This is a genomic window from Paracoccus onubensis, from assembly GCF_003591515.1.
GTDB lineage: Bacteria > Pseudomonadota > Alphaproteobacteria > Rhodobacterales > Rhodobacteraceae > Paracoccus > Paracoccus onubensis.
The window spans coordinates 1-14,019 of record NZ_QZCG01000027.1; the positions used below are offsets into that span (position 1 = coordinate 1).

Here is a 14,019-nt window from a genome sequence, read left to right on the forward strand (position 1 = left end):
GTGGTGGGGCGTACGCTGTCGCCTCTTGTTCGCGCCCGACCGGGGGTGATCGACCGGGGTGCGCCGCTGAGGTTGCAGGTCAAGGGCGGACAGCTGCGCTCGGTCGGGGTCAGGGCGCTGCTGTCGGGGGCGAATCTGCTGGCGATCGGGGATGGATCGCCGCAAGGCTGGGAGTTGATGCAATTCGCCCGCGCGCAGCCATTGGGCGGCGATATCTGGGAAATCAGCGAGCGTCTGCGAGGGCAGGCGGGGACGGATGGGGTCATGCCGCGCGAATGGCCGGAAGGCTCGCTGGTGGTTCTGATGGACGGTGCGGCGCGGCAGGTGGCGATGCCGCCATCGGCGCGGGGACAGGAGAGGCATTGGCGGATCGGTCCGGCGCGGCGCGCGCCCGACGATGCAAGTCATGTCAGCCTGACGACAACCGCGCAGGGGATCGGATTGCGGCCATATGCGCCCTGTCATCTGCGGATCGATGGGCGGCGGATCGGCTGGATACGGCGAACCCGGATCGATGGCGATGACTGGAGCGGCCGCGACGTGCCACTGGGTGAGTCGGAGGAAGTTTATCTTCTGCGGCTGCGCCGGGGGCATGAGCTTTTGCATCAATGTGAGTTGACGGTGCCCGGATACGAGGTGCCGGAACGGATATGGCTGGCCGCGAAGGCTGGCGGGGCTTTTACGGTCGAGGTCGCCCAGATGTCGGCGCGCTTCGGCGCGGGCCCATTTGTCAGGAGGAATGTCGATGGAAGCGAATGACACCGCGCGGCTGGGAATGCCGCTGTTGCAACCTGCACAGGCGCAGAAACATGTGACGGTGAATGAGGCTCTGATGCGGCTTGACGGCATGGTCAATCTGGTTCTTCAAAGCATCGACCTGTCTGTGCCGCCCCTCGCTTCGGTGGACGGGCAATGCTGGGGCGTGGCTGGTGAGGCGCAGGGTGCATGGGCCGGGCATGAGGGTGGGATCGCGGTCGCGGCGAATGGCGGCTGGATCTTCCTGCCTGCCCTGGCGGGGATGCGCAGCTTCATTCTGGATCGTGGTGTCGAGGCAGTTCATGACGGTGCTGGCTGGGTTCCCGGGGCATTGACGCTTGGCAGGCAGGGTTCGGGACTTGTCGCGGGAATGGCCGAGGGTGAATTCACGGTCGGGCAGGGGAAGCGCATCACGGCTCCGGTCGCCATTCCCGCGGGCGTCATGGTCATCGGAGCGGTGGCGCGGGTTATCGAGCCGCTGGGCGGATCCCTGACCGGCTGGCAGCTGGGTTCCGGCGAGGCCGGCGCCGAGGATCGTTTCGGAAAGGGGCTTGGTATCGGCAGGGGATCCTGGGCGCGGGGGCTTCTGGGTTCGCCGGTGACCTATTATCAGACCGGGAAGCTGATCATGACCGCCGAGAATGGGGCCTTCGAGGGCGGCCGGGTACGGCTGGCCGTGCATTGGCTGGAATTGCGGCTTCCGGGGGAGGGGGTGTGACGCGGTTATGGGTGGAATGGTGCTGTAGTCAGCCGTGGAGCAACGCGGAAAAGATGCACTGATTTGTGGGCCGGAAAAAATATGAGGGCAGACTGTTTCGAATATGGAACGAATTGGTGGCAGGTTTATAGACCTATATGGATGCGTCGGATATTCGCGTTACAATAGGGCAGTTTTTGTTTAATCGGGAGAATTTTGCATGTCTATAATTATCGTAAACAGCGGTGGAAATAGCGGTCAGTTAATGGCCGTGAATGTTCCCGGAACAGAGGGTTCATCAGGGAGTATTGTGGCAAAATATCAGTTTGTGGCCAATCAAGACTATCAGAACGATGCCGGACAATACGTATTTGACGGGAATCCTGGCAATGGCGCACAGCTCGATAACGTTGTGGTATCCGAAAATGGGGACATGTATGCGCATGCGCGTGCAACCTATAGTTTCGATTATAATGGTGTCACCTATCAGCCGAACGAATTTCTGGTTAAAATCGTTCCGGCGGGTGAGGTAACCACAGATGCTGACGGCGTTGCTACAATTCCTGTTACAGTTGAACCAATTTCAAATGATGACGGGACACTGATCACGCCATATAATGGTGATGGTCATCCTCCCGAAGATCAGGATGCGCTAAGTTTTGTTAAAGTGGACGGAACAGAATACCTTTTTGCCAGCAATTCCAATTCTACCGTCAGCACAGAAAGCGGAAGCCTGCTGGTTGATCTGGAAACAGGCAAATCCACGGCGATCAAACTGGATACAAATGGTTTTGAAAATGCCGATGGCCTGGTTGACATGGATCAGTCAAGCATTCCGGGCCAAATCGATTCCCAGGCGGCTCTCAATGTGGATGGCTTCAGGGTTATCCAAGACAGTGAAAGTGGAAAATCATACCTGATCGGTATGAGTAACAGTTTCGGCTGGGGGTATGTCGAACGCTACGAGGTTACCTTTACCGATGACGGGTCCGGCAATCCTCCGCTCATGACCATCGATGAGCAATCGAGAACCGCCTTAATTCAAGCTCAATTCAGTGCAAAGGGGTATTCACTCAACGATGATGGTTCCGTGACCATGCTTGGCGACGAAAACAACGGTAACATGACCACGATCACCCAGTTTGCGATAGGCAATGAAACCTATTCGTCCTTCGAGGAATATGCGTTCGCGGTGCCGGCAGGCCGCAATGTGTTTGACGTTGTTCAGCCTAACAGCCCATCAGTAAACACGCCGGGATTCGAAACGACATATTATACGTATATACCGGGCATATCCTACCAAGCCAACTATGAAGGCGAGTTGGAAGCAATCCCTTTGATCTGCTTCACCTCCGGCACGCTGATCGAAACCAGTGACGGCAACAAACCGATCGAAGACCTCCGCCCTGGCGACATGATCGCCACCATGGATGACGGCTATCAGCCCATCCGCTGGATCGGGTCCACCAGCCGCGATGCCATCGATCTGGCGCAGAACCCGAAACTGAAACCGATCCGCATCGCCGCCGGCGCTTTGGGCGGCGGGCTGCCCGAGCGTGACCTGACCGTCAGCCGTCAGCACCGCGTGTTGATCCGCTCGAAAATCGCGCAGCGGATGTTCGGGGCCGAGGAAATCCTGATCCCCGCCATCAAGCTGGTCGGCCTGGACGGGATCGAGATCATCGAGGATTGCGAGGAGGTGACCTATTTCCACATCCTCTTCGACAAGCATCAGGTGATCTTCTCGGAAGACGCGCCGACCGAAAGCCTGTTCACCGGCCCGATCGCCTTGCAAAGCGTCCCCGCCGAGGCGCGGAAAGAGATCGTGACCCTGTTCCCCGAGATCACCGAACCGGATTTCGTGGCCCAATCCGCCCGCCCGATCCCCGAGCAGGGCAAGCAGATCAAGCAACTGGTCGCGCGGCATAAAAAACGCGGCATGCCGATGTTGAGCCGCTGATTGGACGACTCCTTTCCTTTCAGAGGGCAGCCCATCTCAGGCTGCCCTTCACCATGAGTCAATGTCCCATTGGGTGGCTTCTTTCCTTGCAAACGATATAGCATCCGCTTCATCGCGTCATTGAAATTATTAAATACGGGAAAAATCGAAGATCTTTCAGGGCGTTGTTAAGATAATCGCAATAAATCTCCACCATCATAGTTGCAATGAAAGGTGGTATGTAATGAGTAATTATTATCTTTACGACAAAATTATTCTGGGATCTCAAAGCGTTATAAATGGAGAGCGGGCAGATTATTCCGAAAGTTTGCGTGGAGGGCGGGAGTGGAGCTATACCGGCACAACATTCAAACAAGTCGTGCGTTCGGATGTTCCTATCGAAGATGGTGCCGATTCCAGTAAATTTGCAGGTGGTTATAACAAGGATGATTTCAATCCAGCTCTTCGCGTGGGAGGGGTTAAAGAACAATCTATAAAAATAGACGGCGAATATCACGCAGCCAGTTATGATTACAGCTTTTCGTTATATGATGAAAATTTTAAGATCTACGAAGTTGCTGTTATCGATATTGATCTTGATGATAGTAATGACTTTCGCTGGAATGGGACACCTGGCCAAGAGATACTTGAAGGAGGACATTATCTGATTTTTTTAGGGGATGTTCCGCCTCCAGATACAGCATTGAAAATTCTAGGATATATAGCCCCGAAAAGTAATCATTTCGAAATGGGCGCGCAATCTGTCTGCTTCACCTCCGGCACGCTGATCGAAACCAGTGACGGCAACAAACCGATCGAAGACCTCCGTCCTGGCGACATGATCGCCACCATGGATGACGGCTATCAGCCCATCCGCTGGATCGGGTCCACCAGCCGCGATGCCATCGATCTGGCGCAGAACCCGAAGCTGAAACCGATCCGCATCGCCGCCGGTGCTTTGGGCGGCGGGCTGCCCGAGCGTGACCTGACCGTCAGCCGTCAGCACCGCGTGCTGATCCGCTCGAAAATCGCGCAGCGGATGTTCGGGGCCGAGGAAATCCTGATCCCCGCCATCAAGCTGGTCGGCCTGGACGGGATCGAGATCATCGAGGATTGCGAGGAGGTGACCTATTTCCACATCCTTTTCGACAAGCATCAGGTGATCTTTTCGGAAGACGCGCCGACCGAAAGCCTGTTCACCGGCCCGATCGCCCTGCAAAGCGTCCCCGCCGAAGCGCGGAAAGAGATCGTGACCCTGTTCCCCGAGATCACCGAACCGGATTTCGTAGCGCAATCCGCCCGCCCGATCCCCGAGCAGGGCAAGCAGATCAAGCAACTGGTCGCGCGGCATAAAAAACGCGGCATGCCGCTGTTGAGCCGCTGATCCCCTGGATCTCTTTCGAAATCAAATCCCTGCCCGGTTCAACAGACCGGACGGGGAAAGTTTCCCAGCCGCAAAACCGGTACTCGCCCTCCGAACGACCCGCCCGTCAGGCCCTGTCCGCCGTATCCAGCCAGATCGTCACCGGGCCGTCATTCAGAAGACGGACCTTCATATCCGCCCCGAAACTGCCCGTCTGCACCGGGATACCCGCTTTTCGCAGGTTCTCGGCAAAATGCAGGTAAAGCCGCTCACCGGTATCGGGAGGCGCGGCCGAAGAAAAGCCGGGGCGGTTCCCGCTTCGTGTATCGGCTGCCAGCGTAAACTGGCTGATCACAAGCGCCCCGCCGGCGACATCCGCAAGGGACCGGTTCATCCGTCCCTCATCGTCCCGGAAAATCCGCAGTTTAGCGACCCGCGCGGCCAGTTTCCCGGCCGCTACCTCGTCATCGCCCCGCATTGCGCAGACCAGTACCAACAGCCCGTGGCCAATCCTGCCGATGATCTGCCCCTCGACCTCGACCGAGGCCTCGCTGACCCGCTGGACAAGCGCCCTCATCCCAGAATGATCCCGAGCACGACGCACATCAATCCGATCGCCGAGAGCATCAATGCGCCCGTGTTCACCGCGACGACACGCTGCATCCGGGCGCGGAATTCCTCTGGCTCGGGGGCCGCGCGGCGCAGGCGGAAAACCGTGACGATGCACCAGAACAGCGCCACCAGCCCCAGCAGCGTCAACACCGCACCGCCCCAGACGAGCATATCGAAAATGGTCAAATCACGTTCCTTCTGATTGATCGCCGAAGACCCAAGGGCCGCACCCGCACCGGATTCGACGGCAATCTAATGCGTCATCATTGCGCTGGCAAACAGGGTTCCGAAGAGGGCGGATCGACTTGAAGGCATATACCGCGCTACAGGTTATCGACTTCGGATAACCGCATTTCTTCTTTGTAAAAATACCTCAGAGGCGCCGGCAGGTCGCGCCATTGGTTCAAGAGACCTGTCGGCGACGGGACAGCGCCCCACCGCTGCCCGGCTTCGGAGATTACCGAACGGTTCCCTCCAGACCCCGACAGCCTCTAGGCGTGATGCAGCACAAGCGGACGATCCTGATGGCGCGAGACCTGCACATCGGCGTCGTAGAGTTCGGACAGCGTCCGCTGGTTCAGCACGGTATCGGGATCGCCCTCGGCCATGATCCGGCCATCCTTCATGGCGATGATATGATCGGCCCAGGCGGCGGCATAATTGATCTCATGCACGACCATGACGACGCTGCGGCCCTGCCGCCGGACCAGATCCGAGACCCGTTGCATCAAGGCGCGGGAATGGGACATGTCCAGATTGTTCAGCGGCTCGTCCAGCAAAAGCCAAGGCGTGTCCTGGGCAAAGCACATGGCGATATGCGCCCGCTGCGCCTGCCCGCCCGAGATTTCGTCAAGGAACCGGTCCGCAAGCTGCGTCAGGGCGAAATTCTCAAGCGCGGTCTCCACTCTGGCATGATCATCCGCACGGGGACGGCCATTGTGATGCGGCCAGCGACCGAACGCCACCAGTTCACGCACACGCAGGCGGCTTGCGATCGCGGTATCCTGCCCAAGGATCGCCATCACCCGGGCCAGTTCCAGGGTCTGCGTTAGGGCCAGATCATGCCCGTCAACAGAGATCCGGCCCGATTGAAGGTTCTCCAGCCGGCCGACAAGCCGGACCAGAGTCGATTTCCCTGCTCCGTTCGGGCCGATCAGGGCGGTCAGGCGGCCCTTGGGAAACCCGGTGCGGATATCGTGCAGGATCCTTGCCGGGCCGATGGAATGGCTGACATCCTCGATACGGATCATCGGATGCGTCCTTTCAGCAGAAGATACAGGAAGAACAGACCGCCCGCGAATTCGATCACCACCGACAGGAAACTCGCCTGTCCAAGCAGCCGCTCGAAGACCAGCTGGCCCGCGATCAGCATGATGGCGGCGATCATTCCGGCGGCGGGAAGCAGCATTGCGTGGCGGGGATTGCGCAGGATACCGTGGGTCAGCCCGGCAACGATCAGCCCGAAGAATGTCACCGGCCCGATAAGCGCTGTCGGCACCGCGACCAGCACGGCCACCAGCCCAAGGGTCACGAAGACGACCCGCCGGTGCCGAAGCCCCAGCGCAACCGCCCGGTCCCGGCCCAGCCCCAGTACATCAAGCTGTCCGGCCATCGACAGCGCAAGGCCGACAGCGGCGGCGGTCAATATCGCGGCGACCGGAAGCAGGGCCGCGTCCAGATGACCAAAGCTGGCAAAGCTGGATTGCTGGACAACGGCAAATTCGTTCGGGTCCAGCACCCGCCCGATAAAGGCGGAAAGCGAGCGGAACATGACGCCAAGAATAACCCCTGTCAGAATGGTGCGGGCGATATCCCGGCTGCCGCGGCCAAGCAGGCTGCCGAACAGGATGCACCCCAATGCGATCATGACGGCGGTATCCAGCAGAAACTTGCTCCAGGTCGGAATGCTTGCGAAACCGGTGATGCCAAGCCCGGCGACCAGAATGGTCTGAAGCAGGATATACAGCGAATCGAAGCCCATGATCTGCGGTGTCAGCACCCGGTTTCCGGCAAGGGTCTGAAACATGACCGTCGCCACCCCCGTGGTGACGCCGACAAGCAGCAGGCCTGCCAGACGCTCGGCCCGAAGACCAAGAACAAAGCTGCGCGCCCGGCCTTCAGGCAAGCCCTGCAGCATCCAGACCGCAATCGCGACCATTAGCACAAGCCCAAGGCCGGCGAAGATCAGGCGCAGGCGCTTATCCACGGGCCGGCCTTGCATAGAGCATCCACAGGAAGATTGCCGCGCCGATCACGCCGAGAATCGTGCCGACGGGGATTTCGTAAGGATAACGGATCAGGCGTCCGATCAGGTCGCAGGCCAGCAGCAGCGCCGCTCCGAACACCGCGACCACAGGGATCGAGGCGCGCAGATTGTCCCCCATGATCCGGGCGACGATATTGGGCACGACCAGCCCCAGAAACGGGATCAGTCCAACCGTCGTCATCACCATCGCCATCACCACCGCGACGACCGCCAGCCCCAGCCGCATCACCGCCCGAACCGACAGGCCCAGCCCGGTCGCCACCTGATCGCCAAGCCCCAGTATCGCAAAACGGTCCGCCGCGAACCATGCCAGCCCCGCCGCCAGCGCGGCGATCCACAGCAATTCGTAACGCCCCGCGATCACGCCCGAAAATTCGCCAGCCATCAGCCAGCCATCGACATATTGCAGCAGATCCGTCTGCCAGCCGATAAAGGTTGCGATGGCACGCAGCACCCCGGCCAGAACCAGCCCGGCTATCGGCACCAGCATCACCTCGCGCACGGGAAGGCGCCGGATGATGGTCACGAACAGGGCGGTTCCCGCCATTGCGGCAAGGCTGGCCACCCCCATTCGCGCCCAGATCGGCGCGCCCGGCGCAAGGATGGTGATCGCAAGCAGCCCAAGCGCCGCGCTTTCGGCGGTGCCCGTGGTTTCGGGGCCGACAAAACGATTGCGCACCAGGCTTTGCAGCACCACCCCCGCCACCGCCAGCGCCGAGCCGGTCAGGGCGACCGCCAGGGTCCGGGGCAGCCGCGATTCCAGCAACACCAGCATCGCATAGGGATCCTGCCGGATCGTCGTCAGATCCACGCTGGCCGCGCCGACCGTAAGACTGGCCAGCATCAGCAGCGCAAGGACCAGAATTGCCCCCGGCAGATATCGCATCAGTTTTCTGAAACGCTGTTCAATGCCTTGGCCAATTGCTCCAGCCCTGTGCTCAGCGATCTGTAACCGCCGCCCGAAATATAGCTGCTGGCCGGGTCAAGATAGATGATCTGGCCGGATTTCCACGCCTTGGTTTCTGCGATCAGAGGGCTTTTCAGTGTCGCCTCGGCGGATTGCCCGCCTTCACCCACGGCAACGCTGCGATCCAGCACGATCAGCCAGTCGGGATCGGCCTCGGCGATGAATTCATGGGTTATCGCATCGCCATGTGTATCGCCCTTCAGCCCGTTGCTGGCCTCTTCAAGGCCGGTCGCGTCGAAAATCCAGCCAAAGCGCGAATTCGTACCGTAAGCCGCCATTTTCGGGCCGTTGGTCATGACCATCAGGGCGCTACCCTTCCCTTTTCCGGCTTCCCTGGTCTTGGCAAGTTTCTCATCAAGCGCCGCCGTCATTTCCGCCGCCTGATCCTCTTTGCCGAACAGGGTGCCATAGGCGGAAAGACGGGCCTTGGCATCGGATATCAGATCGATGCCGATCGTCATGTCGATACTGGGCGCGATCTGCGACACCGACTCGAGCTGCCCGGCCGAGCGTCCGCCGATGATGATCAGATCGGGGTCAAGAACGGCAAGTGCTTCAAGATTCGGTTCGAAAAGCGTGCCTACGGGCGCTGCCGCCTCTTCGACATCCGGAAGATAATCGATGTAAAGCTCGTTCGGCCGGCCATCGGGCATCACCCCAAGCGCCTGCAACGTGTCGATTGCGGCCATATCCAGCACGGCGATCACCTTGGGGTCGGCGGCAACGGAAACCTCTCCCTGTGCGGTCGGGATCGTGACCTCATCGGCAAGGGCTGCCGATGTCAGGGCAACGGTCAGCAGGCCCGGTAAAATGAGACAACGCATGGCGGATTCCTTCAGGTCGGCGGGTTCCGGGCCTGATTAGCCCCGAGTTCCAGATAGGTAAAGATTTGCCTTAATGAATTTGTCGGGAATTGCGCTCATATCGCCCAGCGGTTAAGCCGGAATTTCCCTTGCCATGCAGATTCAAGGAACATCATGAAACAGACCGCCGACTTTCCCACCGCCCGCGGCCCGCAGCTTCTGGCCACATTGTCGAAACATTTCGGCCACAAGATCGATGTGGAGATGCAGGATGATCATGCGCAACTTCATTTTGAAATGGGTGACGCCACGATCGAAACGACCCCCGAGGGGTTGCGCCTGACTGCCGATGCCGCAGGGGAAGATGATTTGCAGCAATTGCGGGATGTACTTGAAAGCCATCTCCTGCGCTTTGCCTTCCGGGAAGACCCGCAACCACTAAACTGGAGCGCGCCCGCTTCCTGAGCCTCGACCGGACTGATCTTGTCCCGCGCGGGCGCATTAAGGTTAATCGCTGCGGTTAAGCTTAATGCACATCTCTACGGCTGACCTTCCCCGTCATATCTGGTATCCGGGCCCGGCAACCATCCCCAAGGATCGATGAATGAGCGCCGCGAACTGGATAGCTGCCGAATATGACGGAAAATCCCTGCGAAGCTGGTCGATGCAGGGGCCAACCCCGACCGGACAGGACCAATGCGCCTGTGTCGGAATTCCGGCGCTTGCAGATGCGCTACAGGCGCTCCCCGACCTGCCGTTACTGCTGGCGGATATGAGCGGAACCTATCCCGCCCAGGATTTCGCAGCCGCCCCGACCTCCGCAAAGCTTGCATTGGTTGACGCCACTGCAGGCAAACAGCCGTTCCGGATCGCGCGCGGCGTGACGCAGGCCGAACCAGAGGCGCGGCTTCACGGTCAGACCGCGCTTGTCGCCGGGCTGGTGGCAGCCGATCCACAATTCGACGGTGTGATCTGCATCACCGGCAGGCACAGCCACTGGATACGGGTATCGGCACAGGAAATCTGCCATTTCCACGGCTATCTCAGCGGCGAATTCATGGAATGGATGGCCGGCGATTGCGCAAATGCCGCTATCGCGGAACCCGATATTTTCCTGTCTGCGCTTGACGACGCGCTTAGCCGTCCGCACCGGGCACATGGCCGCCTGCTTGCCTTGCGGGGGGCGACGGGATCGGGCGCAGCGCAGCTTGCCGGGCTTCTGATCGGTTGCGAACTGGCCGACGCCAAACCCTATTGGCTGGGCGAAACCGTCGCAATATGCGGAAACGGCCCACTTGCCGGACTTTACGCGCTGGCAGTGGAGCGGCAGGGGGGCGCGATCCTGCGCCCCGATCACGATGCCGCATTGCTGGCAGGGCTGCATGCGGCGTGGAAAATACAGCCCAAGGTTCAGGCAACCCGGGCCTGATCGCATCACCCAAGCCTGAAATTGCCACCATACACGCGAATATCAGTTGCCGCAGCCTGTCATTTGCGCGATTTTGACGATGGTTATCACATGTTATTGTCAGGCCTCGTCCCGTGGCTTCATTGCGTGCTGTCTGGAGTGAGAGATGCGTGCCCTCAAGGTGATTCTGGGTGTTTTGGTCATTCTGGCCGCAGCCGCGGGCGGCCTTTACGTGACCGACCGCTTGATGGCTGCGCCCAATCTGGCCGTTGCGCAAGGGCCCGAATCCTCTTCTTCCCCCCTGACGGTCGAGACGATACCGGTCGGAACCGGGAATTTCCGCGATACGGTCCGCGCGGTCGGCACGGCGCGGGCCCGGAATGCGGTCAATCTGGTTGCCGAAACCGGCGGCAGGATCACCCATATCGGCTTTCGTCCGGGGCAAAGCGTGGCGAAAGGCGATGTTCTCCTGACGCTTGACGACCGCGCCGAACAGGCCGATGTCAAGGCCGCCGAAGCGACGCTTGCCGAAGCCGATACCGCCTTTACCCGGCAACAGCAGCTTAACAAAACCGGCAGCGCATCGGATGCCGCATATCAGACGGCCAAGGCCGCGCTGCTCAGGGCCGAGGCAGAGCTTGACCGGGCAAGGGTCATTCTGGACGACCGCCGGGTTCGCGCGCCGTTTTCCGGTGTCGTGGGGCTGACGGATCTGGTCGAAGGACAGGTTGTCGATGCCACCACCACGGTCACCACGCTTGACGACCGCTCGCTGATCGAAGTCGATTTCAGCGTGCCCGAGATCCAGTTGTCAAGGCTTGAGCCCGGGCTTCGGATCGAGGTGACGACAGCCGCATGGCCGGGCCGGGTTTTCGAAGGCAAGGTCAGCCGGATTGATACGCGCGTCGATTCCGCCACCCGCTCGATTGCGCTGCGGGGCGAGATTCCCAATGACGACCGGGCACTGACCGGCGGAATGTTCCTGCAGGTCGATCTGGTTCTGGCAGAGCGGCAGCAGATCGCCATCCCCGAACAGGTCCTGACCGTCGAGGGTGACCGTCATCTGGTGCTTGTCGCCCGGGATGGCGTGGCGAAACAGGCCGAAATCTCGGTCGGCCAGCAGGTCGACGGATTGGTCGAGGTGGTTTCCGGCCTGTCGCAGGACGAGCAGATCATCGTGACTAATTTGCATCGCGTCGCGCCGGGAATGGAAATCGACGTCGTTGCCCGCGCCGCCGATGCGCCCGCGACGGCGGGTATCGACGGATGAGCCTGCCCGATCTTTCACTGCGTCGCCCGGTTCTGGTGACGGTTCTCAATCTTCTGATCGTGCTGATCGGTGCGGTTGCCATGACCCGTCTGCCGGTGCGCGAATTGCCGCAGGTCGAGGCCGCGCAGGTGACGGTCCGGGTGGATTACACCGGCGCCTCGCCGGATGTCGTGGACAGTCAGGTCGCCACGGTGATCGAAGGCGCGCTTGCCGGCGTGTCCGGCGTCGTCTCGATGTCAACCTCATCCGAACGTGGGCGCATGCGCACGGTTCTGGAATTCGATCCGTCGCGAAATATCGACAATGCCGCCAATGATGTGCGGAACGCGGTCGAAAGGGTGGTGAACAACCTCCCCGAAGAGGCCGACCGCCCCCGTATCGACAAGAACGACAGCGAGGGCGATCCGGTGCTGCGGCTTGCCCTGTCCAGCCCGGGCATGACACCGCTGGAACTGTCGGATTATGCCGATCGCTACATCAAGGACCGTCTGGCGCGACTGCCCGGCGTCGCGAATACGGTCATTTACGGCGAACGCGCCCCATCCATGCGGATCTGGCTGGATCAGGCGCGCATGGCGGCGCATGGAATCACGACCACCGATATCATCTCGGCGCTTGAAGCCAATAATGTCGAACTGCCCGCCGGCGAGATCGAGACAGGCGCAAGACAGCTGCAGGTTCTGGCCCAAACCCGCTTTACCACGGCGGACGCCTTCCGGCAGATGGTCGTGCGCGACGGTGGCGCGCGCCCGCTTCTGCTTGGCGATGTCGCCCGCATCGAGGAAGGAGCCGAGCAGACCGAGTCGAATTTCCGCTCGAACGGGGTTCTGGCGCTGGGCATGGGAATCCAGCCGCAGGCGCAGGCGAACACGGTGGCCATCTCGAACGCCGTCCGTGCAGAGCTGGACCTCATTCGCCCCACCCTGCCCAACGGAATGACGCTTCAGGTGACCGCCGACGAGGCCGTGTTCATCGAAAGCTCGATCAAGCAGGTCGCCAAGGTCTTCGGCGAAGCGGTCTTGCTGGTGACTGCCGTGATCTTCCTGTTTCTTGGCTCGGCGCGGCTGTCGATGGTGCCGGTCGTCACCATCCCGATCTCGGCCCTTGGGGCGGGGCTGGCGATGATGATGCTGGGCTTTTCGATCAATATTCTGACGCTGTTCGCCCTGATCCTTGCCATCGGTCTGGTCGTGGATGACGCGATTGTCGTGCTGGAAAATATTCAGCGGCACCGCGCGATGGGTGCAAGCCGGGCAGAAGCCGCCCGGCGTGGCGCGGGGCAGGTCAGCTTCGCGGTTATCGCCACGACCGCCGTGCTGATCGCAGTGTTCCTGCCGGTCAGCTTCATGGAAGGACAGATCGGCCAGCTTTTCGCGGAATTCGGCATCGTCCTTGCGGTCGCCGTCGCGGTATCGGGTTTCGTCGCATTGACCATCTCGCCGGTGCTGGCCTCGATCGTTCTGCCGCGCGACGACAAGCCCGGCTTTCTGACCCGCATCGTGGACCGCGTGATTCACTGGCTGGAACGGATTTATGGCCGCCTGCTTGCCCGGATGATCGCGCGCCCGGTTCCGATCCTTGCCATATGCGCATTCGCCGTGGCTTCGGCATTCGCGATTTATCAGGGCCTGCCCCGCCAGTTGCAACCCGACGAGGATCGGGGTCAGTTCATGATCACGATCAACGCGCCGCAGGGATCGAACCTTTCCTTCACTGACGCTGCCACCCGCAAGATCGAGGCGATGCTGGAGCCGATGCGGGAAGAGGGCACGATCAGCAATGTGACCAGCATCGTCGGCACATGGGGCGAGTTGCGGCGCGCGATCCTGATCGTGACGCTGTCCCCCTGGGAAGAGCGCACGCAAAGCGTGAGCGATGTGATCACCGAGTTGCGGCCCAAACTCGATACCGTTACCGAGGTGGCCAGCTTCATCAGAC

14 protein-coding genes are annotated in these 14,019 nt (G+C 60.5%); 8 read left to right on the top strand and 6 right to left on the bottom strand.

What is annotated here, in order from left to right:
* The 4 genes from D3P04_RS23510 to D3P04_RS23835 form a co-directional block, all read left to right on the top strand.
* Positions 1-759: GTA baseplate fiber-binding domain-containing protein (locus D3P04_RS23510; RefSeq protein WP_456299495.1), on the top strand; the 759-nt coding region annotated here is incomplete at its 5' end.
* A complete protein-coding gene (locus D3P04_RS22680) occupies positions 746-1,474 on the top strand; it encodes a DUF2793 domain-containing protein (RefSeq protein WP_119752164.1) in 729 nt (242 codons plus the stop codon). The genes D3P04_RS23510 and D3P04_RS22680, both read left to right, overlap by 14 nt.
* Positions 1,475-1,673: 199 nt before the next feature.
* Positions 1,674-3,413, top strand: coding sequence for a Hint domain-containing protein (locus D3P04_RS23830; RefSeq protein WP_232845140.1), 1,740 nt, complete (start codon positions 1,674-1,676; stop codon positions 3,411-3,413).
* Positions 3,414-3,636: 223 nt separating this feature from the next.
* Entirely contained in the window at positions 3,637-4,776 is a 1,140-nt protein-coding gene (locus D3P04_RS23835; protein WP_232845141.1) for a Hint domain-containing protein, read from the top strand.
* 106 nt (positions 4,777-4,882) lie between these two features.
* Here D3P04_RS23835 and dtd read toward each other — a convergent pair whose 3' ends face one another.
* The 6 genes from dtd to D3P04_RS22720 all read right to left on the bottom strand — a co-directional run bounded on the left by dtd (position 4,883) and on the right by D3P04_RS22720 (position 9,424).
* Entirely contained in the window at positions 4,883-5,332 is a 450-nt protein-coding gene (gene dtd, locus D3P04_RS22695) for a D-aminoacyl-tRNA deacylase (RefSeq protein WP_119752165.1), read from the bottom strand.
* Positions 5,329-5,553: a hypothetical protein gene (locus D3P04_RS22700; protein WP_232845142.1), complete on the bottom strand. Its 225-nt coding sequence runs from the start codon at positions 5,551-5,553 to the stop codon at positions 5,329-5,331. The genes dtd and D3P04_RS22700 overlap by 4 nt, the downstream gene beginning before the upstream one ends.
* Before the next feature lie 305 nt (positions 5,554-5,858).
* Entirely contained in the window at positions 5,859-6,617 is a 759-nt protein-coding gene (locus tag D3P04_RS22705; protein ID WP_119752166.1) for an iron ABC transporter ATP-binding protein, read from the bottom strand.
* A complete protein-coding gene (locus D3P04_RS22710; protein WP_232845143.1) occupies positions 6,614-7,573 on the bottom strand; it encodes an iron chelate uptake ABC transporter family permease subunit in 960 nt (319 codons plus the stop codon). The genes D3P04_RS22705 and D3P04_RS22710 overlap by 4 nt, the downstream gene beginning before the upstream one ends.
* A complete protein-coding gene (locus D3P04_RS22715; RefSeq protein ID WP_408634418.1) occupies positions 7,566-8,519 on the bottom strand; it encodes an ABC transporter permease in 954 nt (317 codons plus the stop codon). The genes D3P04_RS22710 and D3P04_RS22715 overlap by 8 nt, the downstream gene beginning before the upstream one ends.
* Positions 8,519-9,424 carry a siderophore ABC transporter substrate-binding protein gene (locus D3P04_RS22720; protein WP_119752168.1) on the bottom strand — a complete coding sequence of 302 codons (906 nt, stop codon included), beginning with the start codon at positions 9,422-9,424 and terminating at the stop codon, positions 8,519-8,521. Before D3P04_RS22720 ends, D3P04_RS22715 begins: the two co-directional genes overlap by 1 nt.
* Before the next feature lie 153 nt (positions 9,425-9,577).
* Here D3P04_RS22720 and D3P04_RS22725 point away from each other — a divergent pair, with 153 nt between their 5' ends.
* The 4 genes from D3P04_RS22725 to D3P04_RS22740 all read left to right on the top strand — a co-directional run.
* Entirely contained in the window at positions 9,578-9,868 is a 291-nt protein-coding gene (locus tag D3P04_RS22725) for a DUF2218 domain-containing protein (RefSeq protein WP_119752169.1), read from the top strand.
* A gap of 139 nt (positions 9,869-10,007) precedes the next feature.
* Positions 10,008-10,832 carry a 2-dehydro-3-deoxygalactonokinase gene (locus D3P04_RS22730; protein ID WP_119752170.1) on the top strand — a complete coding sequence of 275 codons (825 nt, stop codon included), beginning with the start codon at positions 10,008-10,010 and terminating at the stop codon, positions 10,830-10,832.
* 145 nt (positions 10,833-10,977) lie between these two features.
* On the top strand, positions 10,978-12,081 hold the full coding sequence (locus tag D3P04_RS22735; RefSeq protein WP_119752171.1) for an efflux RND transporter periplasmic adaptor subunit: 1,104 nt from the start codon (positions 10,978-10,980) through the stop codon (positions 12,079-12,081).
* Positions 12,078-14,019 (top strand): efflux RND transporter permease subunit (locus D3P04_RS22740; protein WP_147391980.1); only part of this gene is annotated, 1,942 nt, incomplete at its 3' end. The genes D3P04_RS22735 and D3P04_RS22740, both read left to right, overlap by 4 nt.